Source organism: Desulfosarcina widdelii, assembly GCF_009688965.1.
In the GTDB taxonomy this organism is placed as follows: domain Bacteria; phylum Desulfobacterota; class Desulfobacteria; order Desulfobacterales; family Desulfosarcinaceae; genus Desulfosarcina; species Desulfosarcina widdelii.
Genome location: NZ_AP021875.1, coordinates 3170099 through 3196262 on the forward strand (window position 1 = coordinate 3170099; position 26164 = coordinate 3196262).

Sequence of the window (26164 nt, forward strand, 5' to 3'; positions counted from 1 at the left end):
TCACGACGGAGGACATCCAATGTCCTGGTATGAAACGAACACACGCCTTGCACAAATCGTCGTCGCGAATATCGGATAGTCGCAACCGTGTCGAAACGGCCCTTCCCTCCCCTCATGATAACCAACGAATGGATAAGCGATTCACCTTTATGGGTTTTTCTATTACCGGTGGAACATCGCCTATCTGATCGAAAATTGGAGGATTGAATGAATTGGGCTTATTTGTTGCATTGGCAGAATTGAATTGGGCGGATTTATCTTAAATCATTTGGTGAAAATATGGACACGGGTCCGTTGGTCACTTTAAAAGGAATCGTGGTCGCTGCCGACTGGGAGACAAACGGGAAGGTTTCGGCGGTGGATATTGCAGGGTACGATGAAAAACGCTACCGCGTTGCCGACGAACTGATGGGGCCCAGATTGCTCAACCTGGTCAAGGAGAGAATCATTGCCCAGGGAACAGTGGTTTCGGAGAACCAGCGAAATGTGATTTATGTTCACCGATTCCGACTGGATGACAAAGAAACGGTACTTGCCGTTGTCTAATTTCCCCAGCTTTAAAGCCCTCTTTTCATTGATCGAATAATTTGGTAATAGTGTATTTGATCAGATGCTTTTACGTTTAAAATTTTATTCCCGCACCAATCCCGAACCAAAATAAGCACCACCAACTGCTAACGATGAACGACGTTCTGATCATTTGCGCCGATCCGGAAGTCACCGAGCTGATAGAAAGCAACCTCGGCAGAAATAATACCGTTCAGCATTCAGCGGGGCTTCACGCCTCCCCGGAAGTCCTTGATACGCAATTCGACCTGATCTTTATCGATCTAATATCGATGCAAACCACCGCGGTTGACGCGTTCCAGCAAACAATACAAAAATTCAGGCTGCAAAATCCCTGGGTACAATTCGTCGCCCTGGCTCCGCAAAAACATACCAGGCAAGCCGTCAATGCCGTCAGGCAGGGAGCTGACGATTTTTTAACCTACCCCTTCGATGAATCCGAGATCAAATTGGTGGTAGATAACCTCCAACAGGAGCGGACCAAGCATTTCGAGCTGGAATACCTCAGGGACAAATTCTGGAAATCGGACTGGCTGGATATCATTTACACCAACAATCCGGCCATGCGAAAAATCCTCAAAAAAATCCAGAGCGTTGCGCCAACCATCGCCACGGTCCTGCTCCTGGGGCAGACGGGCACCGGAAAAGGCCTGATGGCCAGACTCATCCACCGACACAGCCATCGATCCGAAGGCGCTTTTATCGCGGTTCATTGCGGCGCCATTCCCGACACCCTGATCGAAAGTGAACTGTTCGGCCACGAAAAGGGGGCATTTACCGGGGCGGACCGCAGAAAAATCGGCAAGTTCGAAATGGCTCGCAACGGTACCCTTTTTCTGGACGAAATCGGCACCATCTCCCTTGCCGCCCAAATCAAACTGTTGCAAGTTCTCCAGGATGGGACCTTCAACCGGCTGGGCAATGAGGAAACATTGCAGACCAATGCCCGCATCATTGCAGCCACCAACGCCGATTTGGAACAGATGGCAGCCACCGGTGCTTTCCGGAAGGATCTGTTTTACCGCCTGAATATTTTTCCGATTCAGTTGCCGCAGCTATCGGAGCGTCTGGAGGACCTGCCCCATTTGGCCGATGTCTTCCTGAATCGTCTCAACAATAAATACGGGAAGAATATCAATGGATTGCATCCCGGCCTCATCGACGCCCTGAAAGCCTACGACTGGCCCGGAAACCTTCGGGAACTGGAAAATATCCTGGAGAGAGCCTACATTCTGGAAACGGGAAATGTCCTGCGTCCCGAGAGCTTTCCCGAAACGCTGATCGTTGGATCCGAAATCCAGCAGGCCGTGGATCGATCCGAAGAACTCCCCCTGTCGGAAGCTCGTCAAATCGCTATCGATGCATTCGAGCAAACCTACCTGGAAAAGCTGTTAAAAAAACACAGTGGAAAAATCGGCTCCTCCGCCAAGGAGGCGCATATCACGAGCCGGCAGTTCAGCAGGCTGGCGAGCAAGCACGGTCTGGACAAGAAAATGTACAAAAAGTAAAAGGAGCCGTACTCCGTTTGTTGAATGATTCAGGGCTGCTTTCTCCCTGTTTATCGCGTATGATCTCTTTAGGAAGGCAGCTTACGCAACAACGATTTAACCCCGTACCGGGCGAGTTCTTCGGCGGTGAGCCAATGCAGCCCCATTCCCAATTGCTTGATCCCGCCAAGGACATCCTCGGTCAACGCTTTCTGGGTGCCGTCGAAGGTGCCGCGCCACAATCGCAGGCCCGTTTCGACATCGACCAGGTACAGGGCGAAACCCACCGATGCCGGACTGTCCGGCACATCCTCGAGAGCACCCTTCTCCCGGAACCGCCATACCGTGCCGACCACGACGATATCCGCCTGAAGCATCTTTCCGAATCCGACAGCCCGCTTGCGGGGCGTATCCAGGGTCGGGTCCTTTTCAATTTTGGCATAGGCCTCCACCGCAAGGTCTGCCGGGATCATGTTGTCCTGAAACCGCAATTTCAATTCCTTTCCGGCAACGCGGTAAATGATCCGGTCCGATCCCTCGGGCAATCCACGGTAATCCACTTCCAGTTCGGATAAAGTTTTGCTCAGCGGTTTGGCGATGGTTTGATCGGCCGACTCCAACTGGCCCTGGAGAAACGGCATCAGCGCAATCCTTGCGTTTGTAAGATCAGCGGCGGCAATTTGCTCCGATTCGGATTGCGCATGGCTTTTTCCGAAAAACAGCAGGCACGCGATCATTGCCACCAGCAAGGCGGCGAAACATGGATTTATTTTTTTCATGGGCAGCACTCCGGTTAAAGATGGTCTGACACGTCGCTCATCGTTCCCGCGGCTCAGCCGTTTGATTTTTAAAATCTATCACAATTGATCAGCCAATAACAATATGTTAGACCTTCTCAAAAAGCATTCCACCGCATCGAAAATTCCGATGCTTCTTCCGGCATCTTCAACATACCGGCCAACGACCTGCATGAATTGAAAATGGAAGCATTCCTGCAAACCTACGGGTACTGGGCGATCCTGATCGGCACCTTCCTGGAGGGGGAAACCATCCTGGTGTTGGCGGGCCTGGCCGCCCATCAGGGATACATGACCCTGGAGGGCGTTATCCTGTGCGCCTTTGCCGGCAGCCTGTGCGGGGACCAGATGTTCTATTTTCTGGGGCGCCGGCACAGCGATTTCATGTTGCACCGGCGACCGGCCTGGCGAGAAAAACTGGAGCGGGCCAATCGCCTGGCGGATCGCTTTCAAACCCCGTTGATTTTAGGATTCCGGTTCCTGTATGGACTGCGCACGTTGATGCCGTTCGCTTTCGGAATCAGTGAGGTCCCGGTGCTACGCTTTGTCTGGCTCAATGTCATCGGTGCCGGTATCTGGGCGGTGGTGTTCGGCGTGGCCGGATATCTTTTCGGCAGCGCCCTGGAGCAAATCCTGGGCAATCTGCGTCATTACGAAAGAATGCTGTTTGTCCTGGTGGCCGTCGCCGGCGCCATGGTCTGGATCGTCTATATTTACCGCCGCAACAGCCGACGGACGCCGGGAGATGAACGCGGCAGGGATAAGGAAACAAAATGAAGTTCAAACCGCCTGCATGGGTGGGGCCTTTGTTCGGCATCCTGCTGTTCTCCCTTGCCGTCTGGGTGCTGCATCACGAGTTGGCCGCCTATCACTTAAAGGATATTGTTCATCAGATCAGGTCCATCTCCATCGCCCGCGTGGCCCTGGCCTTGTTGCTGACCGCTGCCGGTTACGGTGTCATGACCCTTTATGACTTTCTTGCCCTGCGTTATCTCAAGCATCTGCTGGGATATGGGAAGATCGCCCTGGCCGCCTTCGTCGGCGCCGCGTTCAGCAACAACATTGGGCTTTCCATGATCGCCGGCGCGTCGGTACGCTACCGTCTGTATGCCAACTGGGGACTCTCCGCCCTGGAGATCACCAAGGTGGTTTTTTTCTGTACCCTCACGCTGTGGCTGGGGTTTCTGGGTCTCGGCGGGACGGTGTTTTTCCTGGTGCCCCTGACCCTGCCGGACCAACTGCATCTGCCCGCGATCTCCATACACCTGGTCGGCCTGTCGATGACGCTGCCGGTCGCAGCTTACCTGCTCGCAGGGGCGTTTTTGAAAACACCGCTGCGCCTGCGCGACTGGCAGATCGACGTGCCCGGCTTGCGGACCGGCCTTCTGCAGCTTCTTACGGGGACGGCGGACTGGCTGCTTGCCGGCAGCGTGCTGATCGTCCTGCTGCCGCCGGTCGACGGGCTTTCCCTGCCGCTGATTCTGGGGATGTACCTCCTGGCCCAACTGGCCGGTCTGGTCAGCCAGGTTCCGGGCGGATTGGGCGTATTCGAAACGACCTTCCTGCTGTTGATCGGCGGCCGGTTGCCCGCCGAAACGGTGATGGGGGCCCTGTTTGCCTTCAGAATCATCTACTATCTGCTGCCCCTGGCAGTTTCGGCGCTGCTGTTGGGAGGCAACGAAATCCTTTTGCACCGGGAATCGGCGAAAAAGCTGGCCGCAACGTATCATCGCTGGAGCGGTCCGGTGGTGCCCCCGGTGCTGGCCTTCACCACCTTCATCGCCGGCGCAGTTCTGCTCTTCTCCGGGGCGACACCGGCCCTGGATCACCGCCTGGCATGGCTCAGGCAGGCGATCCCGCTGCCCCTGCTGGAAGTCTCGCACCTGGTGGGCAGCACCGTCGGCATGGGGCTGCTGCTGCTGGCCCGGGGAATCCAGCGGCGCCTCAGCGGCGCCTATTGGATCACGGCGATCCTGCTCGGCGTGGGAATAGCCGCATCCCTGTTCAAAGGCTTGGATTTCGAGGAAGCGCTGTTTCTGGGGGCGCTGCTGGCGGCCCTGCTCCCCAACCGGCGTTTTTTTTACCGGCATACCTCCCTGCTCCACCAGCGCTTTACCCCGGCCTGGATCGCGGCCATCGCCATGATCGTCATCAGCGCTTTCTGGCTGGGATTTTTCTCCTACAAACACGTGGAATACCGGGAAGCCTTATGGTGGCAATTCGCCTTCAATGCAGATGCCCCCCGCTTTCTGCGTGCCTCGGCTGCTGCCGCGGCGGTTTTGCTGCTCTTTGCCGTAGCCCGCTTGCTACGGCCTGCCCACCACCGACCGGGGAAAGCCAGCGAGGAAGAGATGCAGACTGTGGTTCGCATTGTCGGCAGCGCCAATGCGACCACCGCCAACCTGGCCCTTTTGGGAGACAAATCCTTTCTAATCAATCCGCAAAAAAATGCCTTTATCATGTATGGGGTTCAGGGGCGCAGTTGGGTGGCTATGGGAGATCCGGTAGGACCGCAGGACGCCTGGCCCGAGCTGATCTGGAACTTCCGCGAGCAATCGGACCGGTTCGGCGGATGGGCCCTGTTTTACCAGGTGACGCCGGACGGTCTGCCCTATTACCTGGACCTGGGGCTCACCCTGACCAAACTGGGCGAAACCGCCCGCGTTCCCCTCGAAGACTTCTCCCTGGAGGGCAGCCATCGCAAGGGACTGCGCTACACCCGGCGCAAGATGGAAAAAGAGGGCCTCTCCTTGGAAATCTTGCCCGCCGATCAGGCCATGGCCCGGTTCGATGCGCTCAAGCAGATTTCGGATGCCTGGCTGACGGAAAAGAACACCAGCGAAAAAGGATTTTCCCTGGGCCGTTTCAGCGAGGAATACCTGCGCTGGTTCGACGTGGCGGTGATCAGGAAAAGCGATGCCATTGTCGCCTTTGCTAATCTTTGGAAGGGCGCGGACAACGGCGAATTCTCCATCGACATGATGCGCTACGATCCGGCGTTGGCGCCGGGCGGGGTCATGGATTACCTATTTATTGAACTCATGTTGTGGGGTCAGGAAAAGGGCTACGAATGGTTCGATCTGGGTATGGCGCCGCTGTCTGGTCTGGCGGATCGATCCCTGGCGCCGCTTTGGAACCGCCTGGGAGGGTTTCTGGCGCGTCACGGCGGACACTTTTACAACTTCGAAGGGCTGCGCCAGTACAAGGAGAAATTCGACCCGGTGTGGGAGCCGCGCTATCTGGCATCTCCCGGCGGTATGGCGCTGCCTTTGATTTTTGCCCATCTGGTCCAGTTGATTTCGGGCGGGATCAAGGGCACAATTGCCAAATAACCCACATGGAATGCGGGCAATGAAGAAATATTTGATCGTGATGATCGGGGTGGTTCTGGCCGTCCAGAGCGCCGCCGCCGAGGAATTATCCCTGACTTACGGCCGGTTCGGAACGGTTGCCGTTTACCGGCAGACGCCCCATCCGACCCGTGTGGCGTTGTTCGTCTCCGGCGACGGAGGCTGGAACCAGGGGGTGGTGGACATGGCCCGCCAGCTTGCCGGCCTGGATGCCCTGGTGGCCGGCATCGACATCGTTCACTACCTCAAACAACTGGCCGACAGCGGCGAAGCATGCAGCTATCCGGCGGCCGATTTCGAGAACCTGAGCCACTTTCTCCAGAAGAAGCTCGATTTCCCCGATTATATTCAGCCGGTGCTGATCGGCTACTCTTCCGGAGCGACCCTGGTGTACGCCACCCTTGTCCAGGCGCCGCCGGGAACCTTTTCAGGCGCCATAAGCCTGGGCTTTTGTCCGGATCTACCCCTGGTCAATCCCTTCTGCACGGGCAGCGGCTTTAAAATGGAGCCGGGGCCCAAGGGCAAGGGGGTTAACTTCCTGCCCGCCTCCCATCTCGAGAATCCCTGGATCGCCCTGCAGGGGGACGTGGACCAGGTGTGCGATCCCACCGCCACCCGGCGGTTCGTCGATCAGGTGGCCAAAGGCGAGATCGTCATGCTGCCCAAGGTCGGCCATGGATACAGCGTCCCGCGCAACTGGATGCCTCAGTTCCGGCAGGCTTTTCTGAAAATTGTCGGAAGGCAGGTAGCGGATACCGGGGGGATCGACGGTACGCTTTCCGACCTGCCGCTGGTGGAAGTCCAGCCTGTCGGGAAACAAAGCCGGACCATGGCTGTAATCGTCACCGGTGACGGCGGCTGGGCCGGTGTCGATCGGGAACTCGCCGCGGGACTGGCCGACCGGGGAATCGGCGTGGTGGGACTGAATTCACTGAAATATTTCTGGACGCCCCGGACGCCTCAACAGTTGGGGAGCGACATGGATCGCATCCTGAGCCACTACATGAAATCCTGGCGCAAGGAGCAGGCGGTTCTGATCGGGTACTCCCTGGGAGCCGACGTGTTGCCGTTTGCCGTCAACCGTTTGCCGGAGAGCCTTCGGGCGCTCGTCCGCTGCGTGGTGTTGCTGGCTCCCGGCAGGCAAACCTCCTTCGAGTTCCATCTTTCCAACTGGATCGGCGGCCCGAGCAGCGATACTTTCGCGGTCCAGCCGGAAATCGAGCGCATCTCCGGACCATCGCTGTTGTGCCTGTACGGCGCACAGGACAAGGAGAGTGTATGCCCCCTGCTGGCCGAAGGAAGCGCGCAAATAGAGGAATTGAAGGGGGGTCACCATTTCGGAGGGGATTATGGCGCGCTGGTCCAAAAGATCATTGCCCGGACCGAGCCCTGAGAAGGAACTATAATTTTAATAAAATCAATTGGGACGGTTATGCCATTGAAAACATCCCGTGACGGGAAGAATAAAAAACCGGTTTGCCGGATCTGCCAGGCAGCGGTGGACCGCCCGGAAAGCGTGCCTCTGGCCCTGGTCCGGCCGGCGGTCCTCGAAGAAATCCGCAAGGACCATCCCGACCTGTCCACAGACGGATTCATCTGCAAGGACGATCTCAACCGCTATCGCATCCGGTATGTGGAAAGTCTCCTGTCATCGGAGCAGGGCGAGCTTTCCACCCTGGATCGGGATGTCCTGGAAAGTTTCCGGCAACATGAAATTCTTACCAGCAACCTCAATGAGGAGTTTGTCAACAAACTGACCATGGGCGAGGCCCTGGCCGACCGCATTGCCACATTCGGCGGCAGTTGGCCCTTCATCATCGTGTTTGGATCCGTACTGCTGGTATGGATTTTGATCAACACCATCTTCCTGGTAAACAGGCACTTCGATCCCTATCCGTTCATCCTGCTCAACCTGATCCTGTCCTGCCTGGCGGCGGTCCAGGCGCCGGTGATCATGATGAGCCAGAACCGCCAGGAGGCCAAGGACCGCCTGAGGTCCGAGAACGACTACCGGATCAACCTCAAGGCGGAACTTGAAATACGCCATCTGAATGAAAAGGTGGATCACCTGCTGTCCCGCCAGTGGGAACGCCTGGCCGAGATCCAGGCGATCCAGCTTGAACTGATCGCCGAAGTGGCCGCCCTGAAACACAGCCGGGATTGACGTTCCCACCCGTGGTCGAGATGGTGAACCACCCGATGATAAAATACTTTTCCTTGGCCATGATCGGCATCGTCGCCGTCGGCCTCATCTATTGGCGTGCCATTTCCGTCAATGTGGCGCGCTACCTGGTCTGGCGCCTGACCTCGAACGCCACGATCGCCAGCGGACAGGTGCGCAACGCAGACGCCGATATTCACTATGTCGGCTACGGCAGCGGTTCGGCGGTGTTGCTGTTGCATGGGGGCTTGAGCAACCGGCTCAGCTGGTTTTCCCAGGTTCCTGAACTCGTCGATGCCGGACGGCGGGTGATATTGCCCGACACGCGCGGCCACGGCGATTCGGATCTGGGCGGCAACGAACTGAGTTACCGGCTGATGGCCGCCGACGCCGTCAAGATTCTCGACCGGCTGTCCATCCGGAGGGCGGATGTCGTCGGCTGGAGCGACGGCGGCAACACCGCCCTGCTGCTGGCACGCTATTGGCCGGAGCGGGTGCGGCGCATGGTGGTCATCAGTGCCAATTTCAATCCGCAAGGCTTGACGCCGGAGGTTCAGAAAGAGAACACCGGACCGAGTCGTGGAATAGAGCGATGGTGGAAGCGATGGTGGACGGGGGCCGGCGACCGGCTCCACGAACTGGAAGCCCGGGTGAAGCGCATGTGGCGGACCCGCCCGAATCTGCAGGCTGCCGATCTGGCCGATATCGCCGCACCGACCCTGGTAATCGTCGGCGACGCCGATGTCGTCTCCACTGCTCATGCCCGCCTGATGGCAAAATGGCTCGCCAATGGATCGCTGGCGGTTATCGCCGGAGGGCATTTCACACCGGTGACGCAAGCCCGCCGGGTAAACGAATGGATTGCTCGATTTCTGGGTGAGGGGACGCTGGAAGGCAGCTCTTGACGCGTTTGTTAAACGGATACGACGTCGTCGTTTGGATGAAGTATCGCCGTGCCGGCGGCTCAAATCGCCGGTGCAGAGTCGAGAATCCTTCGTGCTTTTAAACGAAAAATCGCTTTGGTTGGTCGATAGGTGCTTTACCGGTACTGCGGGTTCCGATTCAGAAAGCGACCACAGGAGGAAATGTGATTCAGCAAGTGTTTACGGCCGTCGTGGGTATCCTGCTCCTGACCCTGGGCTGGAGGCTGTTCTGGATGTTTGTCGGTGTGTTGGGCTTTGTTGCGGGCCTCCAGATGGCCCAATCGCTTTGGGTACAACAACCCTTCTGGATACTTTGGGTTGCCGGACTGGTCTGCGGCTTTTTCGGAGCGATACTGGCGCTGTTTTTGCAGCATCTGGCCGTGGCCATCGGCGGTTTTTTCGCCGGCGGAATTCTTGCCCTGCAACTGGTAGCAATGTTGGGATACAGCGTTAATGGACTGATCGCCCTTATCGGAGGTATTCTCGGTGCGGTGGCCCTGGTCCTGTTCTTCGACTGGGCACTGGTGTTCCTTTCGTCAATGGTGGGCGCCGCTTTTATCGTGGATGCCATCGACGGTGGACGTTTTCCCTATGCACCGTGGCTGTTTGTGGCTGTCGCTGCCGCGGGGGTGGTTTTTCAATCGCGCCTGCTGATGGCTTCACGCCAGCCAACACACTGAGGATTCAACCCCCAAGGCAGCAGCGTATCGAGGCCGCCGGAGGAACTTTTTCAGTCAGAAAGCAAAAATCCCAACGTTACCGTGCAGACAAACTTCATTCGACCAACGAAAGGAGAGTCCCTATGTTCAACAAGATCCTTTATCCCACCGACTTTTCCGACGTTGCCGCCAAAGCGCTTGATTACATCAAACAGCTCAAGGAGGCGGGCAGCCAGGAAGTAGTGATCCTTCACGTGATCAATCAGCGTATTATCGATGGCCTGATGCGTCATGCCATTCTCGAAAGCGACATCGAAAATTGGCGTAACAAGGCCCGGGAGGTCGCCGACGAATCCATGGCGGAGATGCGCAGAGATCTGGAAGCCGTTGGATTCAAGGTGACCTGCCTTGTCAAAACCGGATTCCCATGGCAAAAAATTCTTGCCGTGGAAGAGGCGGAGTCCCCCTCGGTGATCGTGATCGGATCGCACGGCCGCACCAACCTGGGCGAGGTCCTGTTGGGGTCCGTCTCCGACCGTGTCATCCGCAAGTGCCGGCGTCCGGTCCTGGTGGTCAAGCGGGACACGACAGTCTGACCGAAGGCCCAAGCGAGGAACAAACGATGAAAAAAAGCCTCCTTCTTGCCATAGTTTTCGTCATCATGGCCCTGCTCCTGGTCGCCGCTGCTCCTGTCACCGATGCTGCCGACCGCTTTCAATCCTCCTTTTCGGGACTGGTCAAAAAGACCGGCCCCGGCGTAGTCAACATCGTGGCCACCAAACTGGTTCAGGCATCCGAACAGGATCAGTCGCCCTTTGGGCCGGACAACCCCTTCAAGGATTTCTTCGACCACTATTTCGGCAACCGCATGCCCCACGAATACCGCCAGGGCGCCTTGGGCACCGGTTTTATCATCGACAGGGACGGATTGATCCTGACCAACAATCACGTGGTGGAAGATACGACGGAATTGAAGGTCAAACTGGCCGATGAACGGGAGTTCAAGGCTGATATCGTCGGCCGAGATCCCAAGACCGATGTGGCGCTGATCCGCATCACATCCGACAAACCCCTGCCGTTTCTACCCCTGGGCGATTCCGACGCGCTGGAGGTGGGCGACTGGGTGGTGGCCATCGGCAACCCCTTCGGCCTCGGCAACACGGTGACCTCGGGCATCGTCAGCGCCAAGTACCGCCAGATCGGCACCGGAGCTTACGACAATTTCATCCAGACCGACGCCTCCATCAACCCCGGCAACAGCGGAGGCCCACTCCTCAATATAAATGGCGAAGTCATCGGCATCAATTCCGCCATCTTTTCCCAATCGGGCGGCAGCGTCGGCATCGGCTTCGCCATCCCCATCAACATGGTCAGGGAACTGCTGCCCCAGCTTCGCCAGGGCAAAGTCCGGCGTGCCTACCTGGGCGTTATCATCCAGGACATCACAACGGCGCTGAAAGCCAAACTCGGGCTCGATTCGGAATACGGCGCCCTGGTGTCCGATGTGGTGCCGGACGGTCCGGCAGCCGCGGCCGGCATCCAACGCGGCGATGTGATTCTCTCTTTGGACGGCAAGCCTGTAAAAAATTCCCGCGAGCTGCCCCTAATGGTCGCGTCCAAGCCTATCGGCAAATCGGTGATGCTGGAAGTAGTGCGCCAGGGCAAACGACTATCTGTCAAAGTGGTAACCCTGGAGATGAGCGAGGAGAAGCCTTCCGATGCCGAGGCCCGGATCGACGTCGGCCCCGAACTGGGTTTGGCCTTGCAGGCCCTGACGCCCGAGATTGCCCGCGGCTATGGCCTGTGGCGTTCCCTGGGCCTGTTGATCGTCCAGGTGGCTCCCGGATCGCCGGCGGGCGAGGCCGGTCTGCAGCCGGGCGACATCATTGTCGAAGCGGAACAGTCGCCGGTGGCGGACGTGGCATCGCTGCGAAAAATCCTCGATCGGCACGCCGCTAACGACACGATCCTGCTGCTGGTGGACCGGGATGGGACTACGATATTTGTCACCATGGTGCTGCCGTCGTAAACCATATAGAAAGCCAACTTGTTCAGCGAGGTAGTCAACAACGCCAGTTTGCATTATACTGATGGTATGTTCTGACGGTATCTGGCCATTCCTCCGGGACGATGGATCCTTGGCCCTACCTGGATGCTGACCGGTTCGATCATTCTTGTCGCAATCGTGCACCGCCTCGACCGAACGGTTTGAAAATGAAACTTCCAAAGACATAGCTGCATTTTGCCAACAACCGTTTGGGTTCTTTTCTTCAGTGTCTACAAGGAGAGAACGATGTGTACCCGGACCAAACCATGGAAGCTGCTATCCATCATCATGGTGGGCATTTTAGTTGTGTGTTTCGGTTGTCCGGCAAGCGCCCAGACGCCTGCAGATCCCTCAGCCGGTAAGCCACCCGAATCGACCGAGACGCCTGCCGAGAAGGACGTCAGGCCCCCGGAGATCGGTAAGATCGATGCAGCCGGGAACCGGATCAGCCAAAAAATCGAGGCGTTTTCCGAAAAAGCGTCTGACCGCGTTGGTGGATGGATTGACAGCAAGGTTTTCCTGAATATCAGTTGGCTCAAACTATTCTTCTGTCTGCTTCTGGTTTTTTTGGTGGTGGTTATAGAAAGGATGGTCCGCTGGGCAATCCAGCGTCGGATTGAAGCAATCCCCCAGGTCGAAGGACAAATATCCTGGGCGCGCCTGATGCTTAAAGCCTTGATACATCCATTGAATTTGTTGATCTGGGTGTACGGCATCTATGGTGCTATATCGCCCCTGTATACCCATTTTCAGGCAGCCGACGGTAGCAACTTGGTCCACCTGGTCATGCAGAAAGTGGCATCGGCGGGAGGCATTCTGGCGCTGTTCTGGTTCGTCTACCGTTTCGTCAACGTCTTGGACGCCCGCCTGTCGCTTTGGGCCAAGAGCACCGATAGCACTATCGACGACATTCTGGTTCCCCTGTTCGGAAAGACCATTCGCATTTTTATCATCCTCCTGGCAGGGATCATCGTGCTTCAAAACCTCACCGGGGTGGAGATCGGCCCTCTGCTGGCCTCGTTGGGCATCGGAGGCCTGGCCGTGGCGCTGGCCGCCAAGGATTCAATCGCAAACTTTTTCGGCACCCTGACCATTCTGTTCGACAAGCCGTTTCAGGTAGGCGAGCGCATTGTCATCGACAACTATGACGGAGTGGTGGAAAATGTCGGCTTTCGCAGCACACGCATCCGGCTGCTCACCGGGCACCTGGTGACCATCCCTAACGAAAAAGTGGTCAACTCCGGACTGGAGAATATCGGCAGGCGGCCCAACATCCGCTGGCTGACCAACATCGGCATCACCTATGATACGCCGACGGAAAAAATCGAGAAAGCAGTCGCCATTGTCAGAGAGCTTTTAGCTGACCATGAGGGCATGCATCCGGATTTTCCCCCACGGGTATACTTCAACGGCTTCAATGACTGGAGCCTCAACATCATGGTGATCGCCTGGTATCACCCGCCCAACTACTGGGACTTCCAGGATTGGATCCAGCAAACCTGCCTGGAAATTACCCGCCGCTTTTCTGCCGAAGGCATCGATTTCGCTTTTCCCACTCGCACGCTGCATCTGGCCAATGACGCCAAAAGGCAGCTTAAACTTGAATTGCTCAAAAGCGATGGGGAGGTCGTTGAGTAAATGACTTGTATGCAACCCAAAGCTATTTTTACGCACAGTAATCTCCATGCGATGAATACTTTGACAGCCGCATTGATGTGTGCCGTTTTCGTTTTCAGTTTGGTTGCTCCGGAACTATCGGCATTTGCTCAAGAAGGCGGTACGGTCAAAAAGCTCAGGAACCGGGCTGAGTTCTCCGTTGTGGATACCAGTGGCAACACGGACCTGTTTACGCTGTCTTTGAAAAACACGCTTGAATACAAATTCCGCCCCGATCTGATGGGAACCTGGAATTTGTCCGCGCTTTACGGCGAACAGGATTCCGATAAAAATGCCGAGCGTTACAGTACGGATCTGCGGTTTGACTATGATCTGGCGACAACCTACTATTCGTATCTTTTGGGAGGCTGGCTTCGCGACCGGTTCGCCGGGTTCGACCACCGCTATCATATAGGTCCGGGCCTCGGAAGAAAGTTTCTCATTGGCCCCAGGCATTTTCTCAAAGCCGAAACCGGTGTCAACTGGACGCGTGAAGACTACATTGAAGAGGGTGCCGAGGATTTTCTGGAAGGCAGGATTTACGGTCAATACGATTTCGTTGTCTCCGAAGGCAACAAATTCTTTCAGGGCCTTGAATATCTTCTGGATTTCGAGGATAGCGACAACTACAAGATCATATCCGTGACCGGAGTGACCTCGACTCTGACCAGGGGCCTGGCCATCAAGGTGGCTTACGAAATCCGTTACCAGAACAGACCCGTTCCCGAAACGGTTGAGAAAACGGACACAACCCTCAGCGCATCCCTGGTGCTGAGCTACTGAGCGCTCTTTAATTGACGAAACCGAATCGGAGCCGCTTATGATCGAACCATCGTCCGGATTGGTTTATACCCACACCACAGGAAGTGGCAAATCCAATGTTTCATTGACCTGGAACGAAGTCAATGCCTGCCAGCCGGACCGGGCGTGTTGTGGACAGATTGGATCCAACATACCCGCTGCACCAGGTTCTTTTCAACTCCGTGAATATCTATCCGCATGCCCAGTATACGGATACGCCGGCCGAAAGTCTGATCGACTATCAGGATCTTACCCATGCCTTCCGGCTGGGATTTTCCATTGTGAGATAGTGTCGCCGGGCGGATCTACCGCTTCGATTCACTCATCGAATATGAAAACTGATATAAAGAGGTGACAATGAAATTGAACCGTACAACCCTTCATCAAAAAAGGAGAATCTCATGATCAGCGACAAAATGACAGAAGCATTGAACGAGCAGGTCAACCGGGAAACGTACTCGGCCTATCTCTACATGGCCATGTCTGCCCATTGCAATCAGGTGGGACTCAAGGGCTTTGCGAACTGGTTCATGGTGCAATACCATGAGGAGATGCTGCACGCCATGAAGATCTACGAGTACATCCAGCGCCAGGGCGCGGCAGTCACGCTGGCCGCCATCGAGGCACCGCCGGCAAGCTTCGCGTCCCCCATGGACATGTTTACCCAGACCCTGGCCCATGAGCAGTTCATCACCCGCAGCATCAACGACCTCATGGAACTGGCCATTGCCGAGAAGGATCATGCCTCCCAGATTTTTCTGGAGTGGTATGTGACCGAGCAGGTGGAAGAGGAGGAGAACGACAACGACATCCTGGCCCAGCTCAGGCTGATCGGAGACAACCCCCAGGGGCTGATGATGCTGGACCGGGAACTGGCCGCGCGGATGACGACGGTGCCCACCGATTTCAGCAAGGGCGTCGAAGCGGCCATGGCCGCAACAACTGCAGCACCGTGACAAAAGATAACCGTGTCCATCATGCGCAACCAACCGGTTAGAATCGTTTTTATTTTGATCGTTCTGCTCGGCGTCTGGATGCCGGGTGCCGATGCCGGCACGATCAATGCGCTCAATGCGGAAAACCTCTACGTCTCGGGCCAAATCGTCAATTCCCACGGTGAAGCGATTCCGGAGGCCAGTGTGACGCTGGCCGTGACGGGAAACGATGCGCCGGTAAAGAAAACCGTCCTGACCGATGGAAACGGCCGCTACGAATTCAAAGCGCTCTTTCCAGCGGGGAGTCTTCTAAATGCCCGAATCCTTTTGGAGGCCCGAAAGCTTTCTTATGCCCCTTCCGTCCGGATATCGCTGCTGCCGATCCGGGCCAGCATCGATGCACTGGGAAGCTCAGTATATCTTGCAGAAGCCAACCTGACCTTGATGCGGGTGGCCTCGCCGGCGCTCTGGATATCGGGCGCCGTTCTGCTTTTCGTTTATGTGATGATCGGATTCGAACTGGTCCACCGCACACTGGCCGCTCTGGCCGGTGCGACGTTGCTGTTGAGCTGCTCCTACCTGGTGGGGCCGTTTTATCCCGATCTCAGGATAATCAGTTTTGAGATTGCGGCCCGGTCGGTGGACCTGAATGTAATTTTCCTTCTGTTTTCCATGATGATGATCGTGGGTGTGTGCGAAAAAACCGGAATGTTCCAGTGGCTGGCCCATCGCTGCTACCGGATCTCCGGCGGCCGCGCCTCTCTGCTGGCGGCGGTATTGATGATCCTGACGGCCGTCACTTCCTCGTTCCTGGACAATGTAACCACCATGCTGCTCATTATCCCGGTCACCATCCGGATCGCCCGTTCTTTGGGGCTGAATCCCATCGCCCTGATGGTTCCGGAAGTATTCGCCTCCAATGTCGGAGGAACGGCCACCCTCATCGGCGATCCGCCCAACATCATGATCGGATCGTATACCGGTCTCACCTTTATGGACTTCGGTCTCAACCTGGGGCTACCCTGCCTGTTGGTCATGGCGGTTTCAGTGCTTTTTTTTCTGATCTATTACGCCAAGGACTATCGTGATGTCGGAAAGGCGATTGAAAGCAAACATCCTGAACCGGCAATCGACTTTGCCATCAAAGATCGCCGGCTTCTATTTCTCAGCCTGGTTTCTCTCGGCATCACTATCGTCCTGTTCCTCCTGCACGGCATTCTCAAAATGGCCCCGAGTATCGCCGCCCTGATCGGCACCACGATCCTTCTCATCAGTGTCGGCCGCCGCGTCGACATCGTCGAGCTGCTGGAAACCAAGGTAGAGTGGTCGACTCTGGTCTTCTTTGCAGCGCTGTTCACGGTGATCGCCGCGGCACAGGAAAGCGGGCTGATTCACCTGATTGCTGACGGTGTTAAATCCGCTTCCGGAGATTCGTTGATCGTTGCCGTTCTCATGATCCTATGGGTGTCGGCGCTGGCATCCGCAGTTATCGACAACATCCCGTACACGGCCACCATGCTGCCCGTTGTGGCCTATCTTACCGCCACCGTCCCGGGCGCCCAGAACGGGGTCCTCTGGTGGGCACTGGCCATGGGGGCCTGCCTGGGAGGCAACGGGACCCTGATCGGTGCCAGTGCCAACGTGGTCACCGCCGGGATGGCGGAAAAGGCCGGCTACCGCATTGCATTCGCCCAATACTTGAAGATCTGCCTGCCGCCGATGATTCTTTCCATTGTCGTATGCACCATCTGGCTTCTTGCAGTCGAATTATAAAGGACATCGGCCGTCCGAAAAACGTGAAATCATCAACCGACGGCAGGAAATATTCAATTCGCCCAATAGCAGCCGGATCTTCGGCCGCAAAAAATTAGCCGTCGGTCCATGTGGCGATAAAAACCGGTCGCGGGAACTGGTACTGTTCCTTATCCGACAACCAAGGAGGTAAACCATGACGACACAATCCAACCCTTCGGCAGCATTCATCACCTCGAAAGACTCACTGGATGGAGCCTATCCGGGGTTGATTCTTGCCATCAACGCCCGGCGCATGGGAATGCAATCGACTATCTTCTATACCTTCATGGGCATCAACGTCATTCGAAAAGGATGGGTCGATCATGCCCGTTTCAATCCTCCCGGTTTCATGGGGGCCATTCCCGGCATGTCCGCCGTAGCCACCTGGATGATGAAGGAAAAAATGGAGCAGGCACATATCCCCGCCCTTCCCGACCTTCAGGAGATGGCGGCGTTGGAAGGCGTCAAGTTTGTCGCCTGCCAAATGACGGTTGATATGATGAAACTTGAACCGGACGACTTTATCGAGGGGGTGGCCATAAAGACGGCCGATGATTTTCTTAAGCAGGCGATCGAATCCAAGATTTTGCTCTATACATGACCGTCGCCGTATCAAAGAAAGGGGCAATTGGGTCGGTTCCACGTGTTTATCTTTATTGTCCCACGTAATTCCTGTTGCATTTTTGAATTGACTGCTTTAAAAGGCCGCTCGCATTTCATCAGGGCGAGATGGCATAGGGCATATCGGAGAACTTCTTTCCGAGTACCCGTTGCGCTGGTCAAACAGTCATCCACACGAAGGAGGTCAAATCGGTCAGATGGGAACCTGACTATTTTTCTTTTGAATGGTGCACAAGGTAATAACGGCTTTTTACTTATTTCAGTGTGTTGTTTGGGAGGAATATAGAAAATGGTATCATTTAGAAAATATTGGATTTATTTTACATTGATTGCCGGTTTGATGCTCGCTTCCACAACTTCATTTCATGCCCTGGCCCAGAGCCGGGCGGATAATTCCACAGCAACGTTGGATGCCGGGCAACCGTCGGCTGTGCCCGCACTGGTGGGCAGCGATCTGGGGCTTCCCGGCAAACTCGGACAAGCCGTGGCCAAAGCGCCGCAGGGCAGCGGAAAGGGTCAGATCAACCCCCAGGCCGCTCCCGGATACCTGGGTATTCCCGGCGGCAGGCAGGTCAGTTTGGCAACTGCTCTGCTGTGGTCCATCTGGGTGGGATGGGTCTTCTCAACGGTGGGCGCCTTCGGTGGCGTGCTGGCCGGTGTGGGCCACATTTCCGTCTTCGGACTGGGTGCTTACGCCAAGACATTCAAAGACACGGCACCGGACTTGAACAAGTTCGTTACCGACAGCATCCGCGTCTCCAACCAATGGCTGGTGGGCCTGTCTGCCGCAGTATCGAGCTTCAACTATGCAAAACAAAAACGTCTTGTGATTCCCTTGGGACTGTCCCTGGGAATGGGCTCTCTGCTGGCAGCCTTCCTGGTGGTCTACACCACGATGGGCAAGATCAAATTCTCTGAATACCAGGGGTATTTCGGATTGATCGTCTTCGTCATCGGCGGGTTCATGATTTATGAAATGACTCCGCGGGGCCAGTCCAAGAAAAAGGCCGCCAAGGAAGCCGTCAAGGCGTTTGAAGCGACCATCAAGCAAAAGGGCGACATCACCCTGTCAGGAGCGCAGACCACCCGGTTCAGCCTTGCCCGGGCGGAGATCTCCTTTTTCGGCCAGACATTTACCTTCAACCCGATCTGGGCCTTCGTGGGGGGCTTTTTCATCAGCGCCGTCTCATCCTTTATCGGCGTGGGCGGTGGTTTTCTGTATGTTCCCTTTCTGACCAGCATCGTAGGACTGCCCATGTTCGTGGCCGCCGGCACTTCGGCACTGGCGGTGTTGATCAGTATGATCCTGTCGATCTTCAATTTTATGATAAAGGGCGTAACGATCTACTGGACAATGATCGGTGTCGAGCTTGTGGGCATTTTCATCGGCTCGATGATCGGACCGCGAACAGGCAAATACATTCCCGAAAAGGGCCTCAAATGGTTCTTCATCGCCTTGGCGATCTACGTCGGACTGGACTACACGTTGCGGGGCTTTTTCAATATTCGCATGTTTAGCTAAAATGGAAATCGGCTGGACTCCGGTCCATCGTCTAAAATAAATATATGAAGCATGGGCCGGTTCCGAATGACCGGAACCGGCCAGAAACGATTCCCATGGAACAGTGGCTTGAAGCACTCTTTAAAACCGCAGATCCCCAGATAACCCGTCTGTTTCTTCTCACAAGGGACCCGGTGATCAATTTCTTCATTGGCTCGTTCCTGCTGGCTTTTGGGTGCGTAGTGGTCGGCGAGATAACCCTTTTGCTGGCCATCCGCTGGAACCGCAACCATATTGAGGGACTTAAAAAGGAAATCCGGAACAAGGAGAAGCTCAGCATACAGGCCTACGAAATGGGGGATCGCGACAGCTACCGGGCGCTTAACAAGGACGCCAACGATGCTTGGGGACGCCATTTTTTCACCATGACGGCCTACTCGGCCGGGGTGCTCTGGCCGGTTCCCTTTGCCCTTGGCTGGTTCCAGATACACTACGGGCAAGTCCGTTTCCTACTGGCATTCCCGTTTTCTCTGATCTTCGGCGAGACCGTAGGCTTCGCTTTCAGTTTCATTCCCGTCTATATTCTCTGCCGCATCCTCTTTCGCTATTTGCACCCCTGGTTGCCCTACTTCAAGGAGATTCACGGCGGGTTGGAAGCAAGTCGTTCCTGACCGGCATTTCGACCCTCCACACCGCTAAAACGAAGAAGGACATTCTGGGAAGCAGGCTTTTCCCACCCTGCACAACGGTCGATGGCGGAGCTTGAAGTGCACTTTGGAAAAGAATAGCTGTTGTTCGATTTTTATTTCAAGTGGCCTCGGGTTTCACTTGAAATCATCCTCGGCGGATGATTATCATTGAGTGCTTCTGTAGGTTGATTGGGGTGACTTCTACGAGGACGGTTGCACGCCATCGGCATGGCAGTTCTTCGAGCAATTATTATTATCCAATCGGTACATTAGAAAATCATGTTTGACACACAGGTCTTGTTGACAGGCGCTTTGGTCTTCCTGGCTCGTATCTGCGACGTTTCCATCGGCACCATTCGAACCATCGTAACGGTACAGGGAAGAACGGCCATCGCCTTCGTACTGGCGATTTTCGAAATCACCATCTGGGTGACCGTAGCAGGAACGGTAATCAATCAGATCAAGGATCAACCGCTGCTGGTGGTTTTTTACGCATTTGGCTACGCTACCGGTAACGTATTGGGGATTCATGTCGAGCGAAAACTGGCCTTCGGCACCACCATTCTTAGAGTCATTACCCGCACGGCAGGCGAAAAAATGGCTGCCCATTTAAGAGAGAAGGGTCAACCGGTCACCATTTTTAATGGCGAAGGGATGCAGGGGCCGGTTCACGAGCTGTACATTGCCTGCCGGCGTAGGGATTTGAAGTGGATACTGCCCGAGGTTCAAAAAATCGATCCGAAACTGTTCTACGTTATCGAGCAGGCCCGGGACATGAGCAAGGTGCTCAAGCCGGTATACACGCCTGTCGGTGGATGGCGCAGCGTAGGTAAACGTAAATAGAAAGCATTACTCCTTGAGCTGCCGAAAGAGGATTGGCGATGGAGATTATCAAAGAATTGGCGACGTGGCGGGCGGCGGTGGACATCCTGCTGATTACTGCAGGGTTGTTTTTTCTCTACAGGACATTGCTGCGTTTGGGTACCTGGGCCATCTTTACCGGCATACTGCTGGCCACGGCCGTTTTCTTCGTAGCCAATTTTCTCGATCTGAAGGGCATCGAATGGATCTACTCCAACCTTAGCCATGTGGCGCTCATCGCCCTGATCGTAATTTTTCAGCCGGAACTGAGAAAGATCTTCGAAAGGGCCGCTTCGGTCACCCGCCAGGAAATCCAAAAAAATGAGGAGGGGCTGGCAGCCATGGTGGCACACTCCCTGTTCAAGCTGGCCGAGCAGAAACGGGGTGCCATCGTGGTTTTTCCCGGACGGGAATCGGTCGGCGAATGGCTTTCCGGCGGATTCCGACTGGATGCCAGGCCCAGCCCGCCGCTGCTCATGAGCATTTTCGATCCCAACTCCCCCGGACACGACGGGGCCTTGATCGTATTTAAAGGCATGTTCACCCGCTTCGGCGTACGTCTTCCCGTTTCCGAAAGCAGGCGGTTGGCGGAAGACTATGGCACCCGTCACCATGCTGCCATGGGGCTGGCAGAGCGTACCGATGCCCTGGCACTGGTGGTTTCCGAAGAACGGGGCAAGCTGTCCATTTTCAGCGACGGACAGATCCGACCGGGGAAAACTCCGGATGCCGTCGAGGAGGCCATCGTTGCCCACTGGACAAAAACTTCTGAATCGGCCATGGAAATGCCTGGAAAGGGGCGATGGTGGGCGGCCATGGTTCAGTTGCTGCCCAGTTTCATCGTGGCGGTTCTATTCTGGATGTCCATTACCGTCTCGCAAGGGGAGGTGTTGGAAAAAAGCTTCAATGTCCCTGTTGAGTATACGCTGACATCACCGGATCTGGTCCTGGTCGGCGACAAACCCAACGAGGTTCGTCTCCATCTGGCAGGACCCCGCATCAATCTTGACGGGTTGAGCCCCTCCCAGTTCAGCGTTAAAATCGATTTGTCCAATGCCGTACCCGGAAAACAATCCTTTCTGATCACGGAAGCGAACCTGCGGCTGCCCAGGAAAATCAGACTGCTCGATGTGACGCCGCCCAACGTGGAGCTGACCCTGGCTGAAATCGTCAAGCGGGAATTGGCCATCAAGCCGCAGCTGGTAGGCCGGCTGCCGGACAATATGGCAATTTCAACCCTGACCGTGAAACCGGATAAGTTGAATGCCCTGCTGCCGTCCATGCAGGGTAAAGGGCAGGTGTCGAACCTGACGACCACCCCCATTTACCTGGAAAACATTCGTGAAACGACCACCTTGTTCTGCAAAATCATCGCCCCACCGGCCATTCAACCGCTGGACAGGCGGTGGCCCGACGTGGAAGTGGTCGTTGAGGTGAAATCCAAAAACTAACCCATGCGCCCGTTAAAAAATTCATAGAACCCGGAGGTGAAACAGCTCCAATGACCTGGACCACGTTGGTATTCGAAACCCCGTTTGTCACCCGCCTGCTGAGCACGCTGGTACTCATCGGGATCATCCTCGGCGTCCGATCGATGCTTCTGCGCCGGCTTGCCTCGCGGCAGGATGTGGATGCCACCACCCGACGGCGGTGGATTGTTACCACCCGCAACACCGTTTTCTTGATTATCCTTGGCATCGTGGTGGTCATCTGGCTGGAGCAACTGCGTGCCGTGGCCGCCACGGTCGTGGTGATCGCCGCCGCCATCGTCGTCGCCACGAAGGAGTTTCTGCTGAACATCATCGGATACTTCCACCAACGCAGTGCCAAGTTCGTAACTGTCGGCGACCGCATCGAGGTCGACGGCATCCGTGGAGACGTTATCGATCTGGATCTGCTGGGCATGACCCTGATGGAGATCGGTTCGGGGGAGAAAACCAACCAGTACACGGGATTGACCATTTATGTCCCCAACGCCAAAATGCTTTCTGCTACCGTTAAAAACGAAACCCGGTTGTGGGGCGATTATGTGTTTCATCTGGTAACGATTCCGGTGGAAGGCCTTCAGGGGTGGGAGGCGTCCGAACAGGCCCTGCTTCAGGCGGCGAACAAAGTTTGCGCCCCTTATCTGGAAAAGGCCCAGGAATCGATGACATCGTTGTCCCAACATCACAGCCTGGAGGCGCCTTCCGTTAATCCCCGGGTGAATGTACAGATGGCAGCGACGGACAAAATCAACCTGATTTTACGGATGCCGGTACCCACACGGCATCGCGGACGTTTGGAACAGGAGGTCACCCGTCATTATTTAAAGATTCTAACCGATATGCAGCAATCAAACGCAATGCCGGACGGTTTGGGAAAAGCATGACAAGAAATCTGCGCAAAAATTGATTTATTAAACCAGACAGGTTTCAGGAACTAACCGAAAAGCATTATAATCTGACAAGTTATTGCGGAATCGAAAAACAGTTACATCTCACCTGGAAATTTAACGGATCATGTCTATCAAAGCATCACGTGCTCTTTGCTTCGGTTGATTTGTTGAAAGGAGTCAAGCCGGAGAACAAATTGTTGCACCAGACTTCAAACGAGCGAAAGGATATCCAATGGCGCCTAGCATACCCGGAGGTCTGCTGACGACTGCAATGGCCGTGATGCCGCACACGGAAGTTGACCGGGCTCTCGAAACGGCCCTGTCCCTGGACATCCCTTTCTGGCCCCAGTTGCCCAACTACAGCTACTACGAAGATATGTATGTCCAGGCGGCCGAGCACTTTCCGGGCATCGTACTGGACATCGAAAAGCGGACCCTGCGTTTTTCCATGGACAAGTTTGCCGAGGAACTGGAAGAGACGCTGCTTCGATTCGACGACCCAACCCTTTTTGATGTCAGTGAAACCTATTCTGCGGTCTATCAACGTTTCCTGTCATTGGATCTTTCGGACCGGCCCGCCATTCGCGGCCAATTGGAAGGCCCCATCAGCTTCGGCTTCAATATCTTGGATCAGGATGAGCGACCCATTATTTTCGACGACACCGTCAGGCCGTTCATGCTCGAATTCATGGCCAAACGGTTGAACGTTCAACTGGCTCGGCTTAAACAGCGCAATGCCAATGCCTTCATGTTCGTGGACGAACCGGGGCTGCAATTCCTGTTTTCCGCCATAGCCGGGTATGGAGACATGAAGGCCAAGGGAGACCTGGATCAATTTTTCGCTCAGGTGGATCGACCGCGGGGCATTCATTTGTGCGGCAACCCGGACTGGGACTTTCTGTTGAGCCTGGATTTGGATGTGCTTTCCCTGGATGTCTACGCCAATGCCGAGATTTTCGCATCTTACGCGGCATCCATAAAAAAATTTCTGGATCGCGGTGGCGTGATTGTCTGGGGGATCGTTCCCACGGGATTCGAGACCTTTCAAAAAGAAGACATGCAATCCATGATGGAACGACTGGAAAATATCTGGCGCGTCTTGTGGCGCAAAGGGATAGATAAAGAGCAAATGATTGCCAACAGCCTGCTTTCACCGGCTACGTGCTGTCTGGTCAACCCGGACAAAGAACGCACGGTTGAAAGAGCCTTTACTGCCGTGAAACAGATGTCGGATCGGTTGCGGGTTAAATACCAATAACCATCTAAACCAAGGAGGGATCCCATGTTTTGCTTTCAATGTCAGGAGACGGCTAAAAACCAGGGATGCACCGTAAGGGGCGTGTGCGGCAAACCGGAAGAGACCGCCGATCTTCAGGATCTGCTCATTTATGTGTGCAAGGGTATTTCGGTGTACGGGGAAAAGTTGAAGGAAAAGGGTACGGTGGACAAAACCGCCGGTCGCTTCATCTGTGAAGCCCTCTTCACCACCATTACCAATGTGGCTTGGAACGATGACGTGATCATCGATCGAATCAAGCAAGCGCTCAAAGTTCGGGATACGGTCAAAGAAAAGCTTGGCACTGATTTTCCCGGTGCGCTTCCGGATTGCGCCACCTGGACCGCGACCGACAAACAGGCGATTATCGACAAGGCTCTGTCCGATCCGCTGCGTATAACAGCCACCCAAAACGAAGATGTGCGCTCATTGCAGCAGATGCTGGTCATCGGATGCAAAGGCATCGCCGCCTATGCCGATCATGCTGCGATTCTCGGCCATGAAAAGGACGACATCTATGGCTTTCTGATGGAAGCCCTGGCGTCCACGACCAGGGAACTGTCAACGGACGAGATGATCGCCATGGTGATGAAGGCTGGAGAGTGCGCCGTCAACACAATGGCCCTGCTGGACGAAGCCAATACCAAAACCTACGGCAATCCTGAAATTACAGAGGTGAACATCGGTGTGGGCAAAAACCCCGGCATCCTGATTTCCGGCCATGACCTGAAAGACATGGAGGAACTTCTCAAACAGACCGAGGGAACGGGTGTGGATGCTTACACCCATGGCGAAATGCTGCCGGCCAATTACTACCCGGCCTTTAAGAAATACGGACACTTCGTGGGCAACTACGGTGGGTCGTGGTGGCATCAGAACAAAGATTTCGAATCCTTCAACGGCGCTATTGTTCTCACCACCAACTGCCTGATCCCAATTAAAAAGGACAACAACTATCTGGACAGGCTCTTTACCACCGGCGTGGTCAACTATCCGGGAGCCAAGCACATTCCCAACAGGCCGGCGGGCGGGACGAAAGATTTTTCCGCAGTCATTGAGCTGGCCAAACAGTGCGCGCCGCCGCAAGAAATCGAGTCCGGCAAGATCGTGGGCGGTTTCGCGCATCACCAGGTTTTGGCCCTGGCCGACAAAGTGATCGAGGCCGTCAAATCAGGCGCCATCAAGCGGTTTGTGGTCATGGCCGGCTGCGACGGACGCCAGAAAGCCCGTAGCTACTTTACCGAGGTAGCCAAAAACCTGCCCAAGGATACCGTGATTCTCACGGCAGGTTGCGCCAAGTACCGCTACAACAAGTTGAAGCTTGGCGAAATCGGCGGCATACACCGCGTTCTGGATGCCGGCCAGTGCAACGATTCATATTCCCTGGCCGTAATCGCGTTGAAACTCAAAGAGGCTTTCGGGTTGGACGACATCAATGATCTTCCCGTTTCTTACGACATCGCCTGGTACGAGCAAAAGGCCGTGGCGGTGCTGCTGGCCCTGCTGGCCCTCGGTGTCAAGGGGATTCGCCTTGGACCGACCTTGCCGGGATTCCTGTCTCCCAACGTGGCCAAGGTATTGGTGGAAAAGTTCAATATCAAACCCATCGGCACCGTCGAGGAAGATATTGCGGCGATGATGGCTGGCAATTAAAATTGCTTT

At 55.5% G+C, this 26164-nt stretch carries 24 protein-coding genes; 23 read left to right on the forward strand and 1 reads right to left on the reverse strand.

Translation table 11 applies throughout. From position 1 onward, the window contains the following. Window positions 1–279: 279 nt before the first annotated feature. Both GN111_RS14845 and GN111_RS14850 read left to right on the forward strand, forming a co-directional pair. Window positions 280–546: a hypothetical protein gene (locus GN111_RS14845; protein WP_155304495.1), complete on the forward strand. Its 267-nt coding sequence runs from the start codon at window positions 280–282 to the stop codon at window positions 544–546. A 134-nt stretch (window positions 547–680) separates the two neighbouring features. Continuing rightward, complete coding sequence (locus tag GN111_RS14850; RefSeq protein WP_155304496.1) at window positions 681–2075, forward strand: sigma-54-dependent transcriptional regulator; 1395 nt, start codon at window positions 681–683, stop codon at window positions 2073–2075. 68 nt (window positions 2076–2143) lie between these two features. Here the strand turns inward: GN111_RS14850 and GN111_RS14855 are convergent, their stop codons facing one another. Beyond that, window positions 2144–2833 carry a hypothetical protein gene (locus tag GN111_RS14855; RefSeq protein WP_155304497.1) on the reverse strand — a complete coding sequence of 230 codons (690 nt, stop codon included), beginning with the start codon at window positions 2831–2833 and terminating at the stop codon, window positions 2144–2146. A 201-nt stretch (window positions 2834–3034) separates the two neighbouring features. On the opposite strand from GN111_RS14855, the gene GN111_RS14860 reads away from it, so the two are divergent. From GN111_RS14860 to hcp, 21 genes are all read left to right on the forward strand, one after another. Further along, window positions 3035–3628 (forward strand): DedA family protein, encoded by a 594-nt coding sequence (locus tag GN111_RS14860; protein WP_155304498.1) that lies wholly within the window; start codon window positions 3035–3037, stop codon window positions 3626–3628. Further along, entirely contained in the window at window positions 3625–6183 is a 2559-nt protein-coding gene (gene mprF / locus GN111_RS14865) for a bifunctional lysylphosphatidylglycerol flippase/synthetase MprF (RefSeq protein WP_155304499.1), read from the forward strand. Before GN111_RS14860 ends, mprF begins: the two co-directional genes overlap by 4 nt. Before the next feature lie 19 nt (window positions 6184–6202). Further along, window positions 6203–7594, forward strand: a complete 1392-nt coding sequence (locus tag GN111_RS14870) for an AcvB/VirJ family lysyl-phosphatidylglycerol hydrolase (RefSeq protein WP_170302308.1) — start codon at window positions 6203–6205, stop codon at window positions 7592–7594. A 39-nt stretch (window positions 7595–7633) separates the two neighbouring features. After that, window positions 7634–8365 (forward strand): DUF1003 domain-containing protein, encoded by a 732-nt coding sequence (locus GN111_RS14875; RefSeq protein WP_155304501.1) that lies wholly within the window; start codon window positions 7634–7636, stop codon window positions 8363–8365. Between the two features lie 170 nt (window positions 8366–8535). Then, entirely contained in the window at window positions 8536–9267 is a 732-nt protein-coding gene (locus GN111_RS14880) for an alpha/beta fold hydrolase (protein WP_170302309.1), read from the forward strand. Window positions 9268–9449: 182 nt separating this feature from the next. Next, window positions 9450–9965: a hypothetical protein gene (locus GN111_RS14885; protein ID WP_155304503.1), complete on the forward strand. Its 516-nt coding sequence runs from the start codon at window positions 9450–9452 to the stop codon at window positions 9963–9965. 122 nt (window positions 9966–10087) lie between these two features. Continuing rightward, window positions 10088–10540, forward strand: coding sequence for a universal stress protein (locus GN111_RS14890; protein WP_155304504.1), 453 nt, complete (start codon window positions 10088–10090; stop codon window positions 10538–10540). Between the two features lie 26 nt (window positions 10541–10566). Next, the gene (locus tag GN111_RS14895; protein ID WP_155304505.1) at window positions 10567–11973 is read left to right on the forward strand and encodes a DegQ family serine endoprotease; all 1407 of its coding nucleotides are present in this window, start codon (window positions 10567–10569) and stop codon (window positions 11971–11973) included. 264 nt (window positions 11974–12237) lie between these two features. Then, window positions 12238–13629 carry a mechanosensitive ion channel family protein gene (locus tag GN111_RS14905; protein WP_197740556.1) on the forward strand — a complete coding sequence of 464 codons (1392 nt, stop codon included), beginning with the start codon at window positions 12238–12240 and terminating at the stop codon, window positions 13627–13629. Between the two features lie 51 nt (window positions 13630–13680). Then, on the forward strand, window positions 13681–14430 hold the full coding sequence (locus tag GN111_RS14910; protein ID WP_170302310.1) for a DUF481 domain-containing protein: 750 nt from the start codon (window positions 13681–13683) through the stop codon (window positions 14428–14430). Between the two features lie 122 nt (window positions 14431–14552). Further along, window positions 14553–14738: a hypothetical protein gene (locus GN111_RS14915; RefSeq protein WP_155304507.1), complete on the forward strand. Its 186-nt coding sequence runs from the start codon at window positions 14553–14555 to the stop codon at window positions 14736–14738. Window positions 14739–14849: 111 nt separating this feature from the next. Further along, a complete protein-coding gene (locus tag GN111_RS14920) occupies window positions 14850–15404 on the forward strand; it encodes a ferritin (protein ID WP_155304508.1) in 555 nt (184 codons plus the stop codon). A 21-nt stretch (window positions 15405–15425) separates the two neighbouring features. Further along, window positions 15426–17156, forward strand: a complete 1731-nt coding sequence (locus tag GN111_RS14925; protein WP_155304509.1) for an SLC13 family permease — start codon at window positions 15426–15428, stop codon at window positions 17154–17156. 175 nt (window positions 17157–17331) lie between these two features. After that, the gene (locus tag GN111_RS14930; RefSeq protein WP_155304510.1) at window positions 17332–17778 is read left to right on the forward strand and encodes a DsrE/DsrF/DrsH-like family protein; all 447 of its coding nucleotides are present in this window, start codon (window positions 17332–17334) and stop codon (window positions 17776–17778) included. Between the two features lie 309 nt (window positions 17779–18087). Beyond that, window positions 18088–19320, forward strand: coding sequence for a sulfite exporter TauE/SafE family protein (locus tag GN111_RS14935; protein WP_231715754.1), 1233 nt, complete (start codon window positions 18088–18090; stop codon window positions 19318–19320). Between the two features lie 95 nt (window positions 19321–19415). Beyond that, window positions 19416–19970 carry a hypothetical protein gene (locus GN111_RS14940; protein WP_155304511.1) on the forward strand — a complete coding sequence of 185 codons (555 nt, stop codon included), beginning with the start codon at window positions 19416–19418 and terminating at the stop codon, window positions 19968–19970. A 297-nt stretch (window positions 19971–20267) separates the two neighbouring features. Then, entirely contained in the window at window positions 20268–20831 is a 564-nt protein-coding gene (locus GN111_RS14945) for a DUF2179 domain-containing protein (RefSeq protein ID WP_155304512.1), read from the forward strand. A gap of 38 nt (window positions 20832–20869) precedes the next feature. Then, complete coding sequence (locus GN111_RS14950) at window positions 20870–22300, forward strand: diadenylate cyclase (RefSeq protein WP_155304513.1); 1431 nt, start codon at window positions 20870–20872, stop codon at window positions 22298–22300. A gap of 50 nt (window positions 22301–22350) precedes the next feature. Continuing rightward, window positions 22351–23220: a mechanosensitive ion channel family protein gene (locus GN111_RS14955; RefSeq protein ID WP_155304514.1), complete on the forward strand. Its 870-nt coding sequence runs from the start codon at window positions 22351–22353 to the stop codon at window positions 23218–23220. 238 nt (window positions 23221–23458) lie between these two features. Continuing rightward, a complete protein-coding gene (locus tag GN111_RS14960; RefSeq protein ID WP_155304515.1) occupies window positions 23459–24484 on the forward strand; it encodes a uroporphyrinogen decarboxylase/cobalamine-independent methonine synthase family protein in 1026 nt (341 codons plus the stop codon). A 24-nt stretch (window positions 24485–24508) separates the two neighbouring features. Further along, window positions 24509–26155 (forward strand): hydroxylamine reductase, encoded by a 1647-nt coding sequence (gene hcp / locus GN111_RS14965; RefSeq protein ID WP_155304516.1) that lies wholly within the window; start codon window positions 24509–24511, stop codon window positions 26153–26155. Window positions 26156–26164 lie beyond the last annotated feature (9 nt).

Coding starts and splice junctions, on each gene's coding strand:
- GN111_RS14955 (WP_155304514.1), top strand. CDS start 22,351: ATGACCTGGACCACGTTGGTATTCGAAACCCCGTTTGTCACCCGCCTG.
- GN111_RS14860 (WP_155304498.1), top strand. CDS start 3,035: ATGGAAGCATTCCTGCAAACCTACGGGTACTGGGCGATCCTGATCGGC.
- GN111_RS14895 (WP_155304505.1), top strand. CDS start 10,567: ATGAAAAAAAGCCTCCTTCTTGCCATAGTTTTCGTCATCATGGCCCTG.
- GN111_RS14945 (WP_155304512.1), top strand. CDS start 20,268: ATGTTTGACACACAGGTCTTGTTGACAGGCGCTTTGGTCTTCCTGGCT.
- GN111_RS14930 (WP_155304510.1), top strand. CDS start 17,332: ATGACGACACAATCCAACCCTTCGGCAGCATTCATCACCTCGAAAGAC.
- hcp (WP_155304516.1), top strand. CDS start 24,509: ATGTTTTGCTTTCAATGTCAGGAGACGGCTAAAAACCAGGGATGCACC.
- GN111_RS14845 (WP_155304495.1), top strand. CDS start 280: ATGGACACGGGTCCGTTGGTCACTTTAAAAGGAATCGTGGTCGCTGCC.
- GN111_RS14850 (WP_155304496.1), top strand. CDS start 681: ATGAACGACGTTCTGATCATTTGCGCCGATCCGGAAGTCACCGAGCTG.
- GN111_RS14960 (WP_155304515.1), top strand. CDS start 23,459: ATGGCGCCTAGCATACCCGGAGGTCTGCTGACGACTGCAATGGCCGTG.
- GN111_RS14870 (WP_170302308.1), top strand. CDS start 6,203: ATGAAGAAATATTTGATCGTGATGATCGGGGTGGTTCTGGCCGTCCAG.
- GN111_RS14890 (WP_155304504.1), top strand. CDS start 10,088: ATGTTCAACAAGATCCTTTATCCCACCGACTTTTCCGACGTTGCCGCC.
- GN111_RS14875 (WP_155304501.1), top strand. CDS start 7,634: ATGCCATTGAAAACATCCCGTGACGGGAAGAATAAAAAACCGGTTTGC.
- mprF (WP_155304499.1), top strand. CDS start 3,625: ATGAAGTTCAAACCGCCTGCATGGGTGGGGCCTTTGTTCGGCATCCTG.
- GN111_RS14905 (WP_197740556.1), top strand. CDS start 12,238: ATGTGTACCCGGACCAAACCATGGAAGCTGCTATCCATCATCATGGTG.
- GN111_RS14855 (WP_155304497.1), bottom strand. CDS start 2,833: ATGAAAAAAATAAATCCATGTTTCGCCGCCTTGCTGGTGGCAATGATC.
- GN111_RS14920 (WP_155304508.1), top strand. CDS start 14,850: ATGATCAGCGACAAAATGACAGAAGCATTGAACGAGCAGGTCAACCGG.
- GN111_RS14950 (WP_155304513.1), top strand. CDS start 20,870: ATGGAGATTATCAAAGAATTGGCGACGTGGCGGGCGGCGGTGGACATC.
- GN111_RS14935 (WP_231715754.1), top strand. CDS start 18,088: ATGGTATCATTTAGAAAATATTGGATTTATTTTACATTGATTGCCGGT.
- GN111_RS14940 (WP_155304511.1), top strand. CDS start 19,416: ATGGAACAGTGGCTTGAAGCACTCTTTAAAACCGCAGATCCCCAGATA.
- GN111_RS14925 (WP_155304509.1), top strand. CDS start 15,426: ATGCGCAACCAACCGGTTAGAATCGTTTTTATTTTGATCGTTCTGCTC.
- GN111_RS14915 (WP_155304507.1), top strand. CDS start 14,553: ATGCCTGCCAGCCGGACCGGGCGTGTTGTGGACAGATTGGATCCAACA.
- GN111_RS14910 (WP_170302310.1), top strand. CDS start 13,681: ATGAATACTTTGACAGCCGCATTGATGTGTGCCGTTTTCGTTTTCAGT.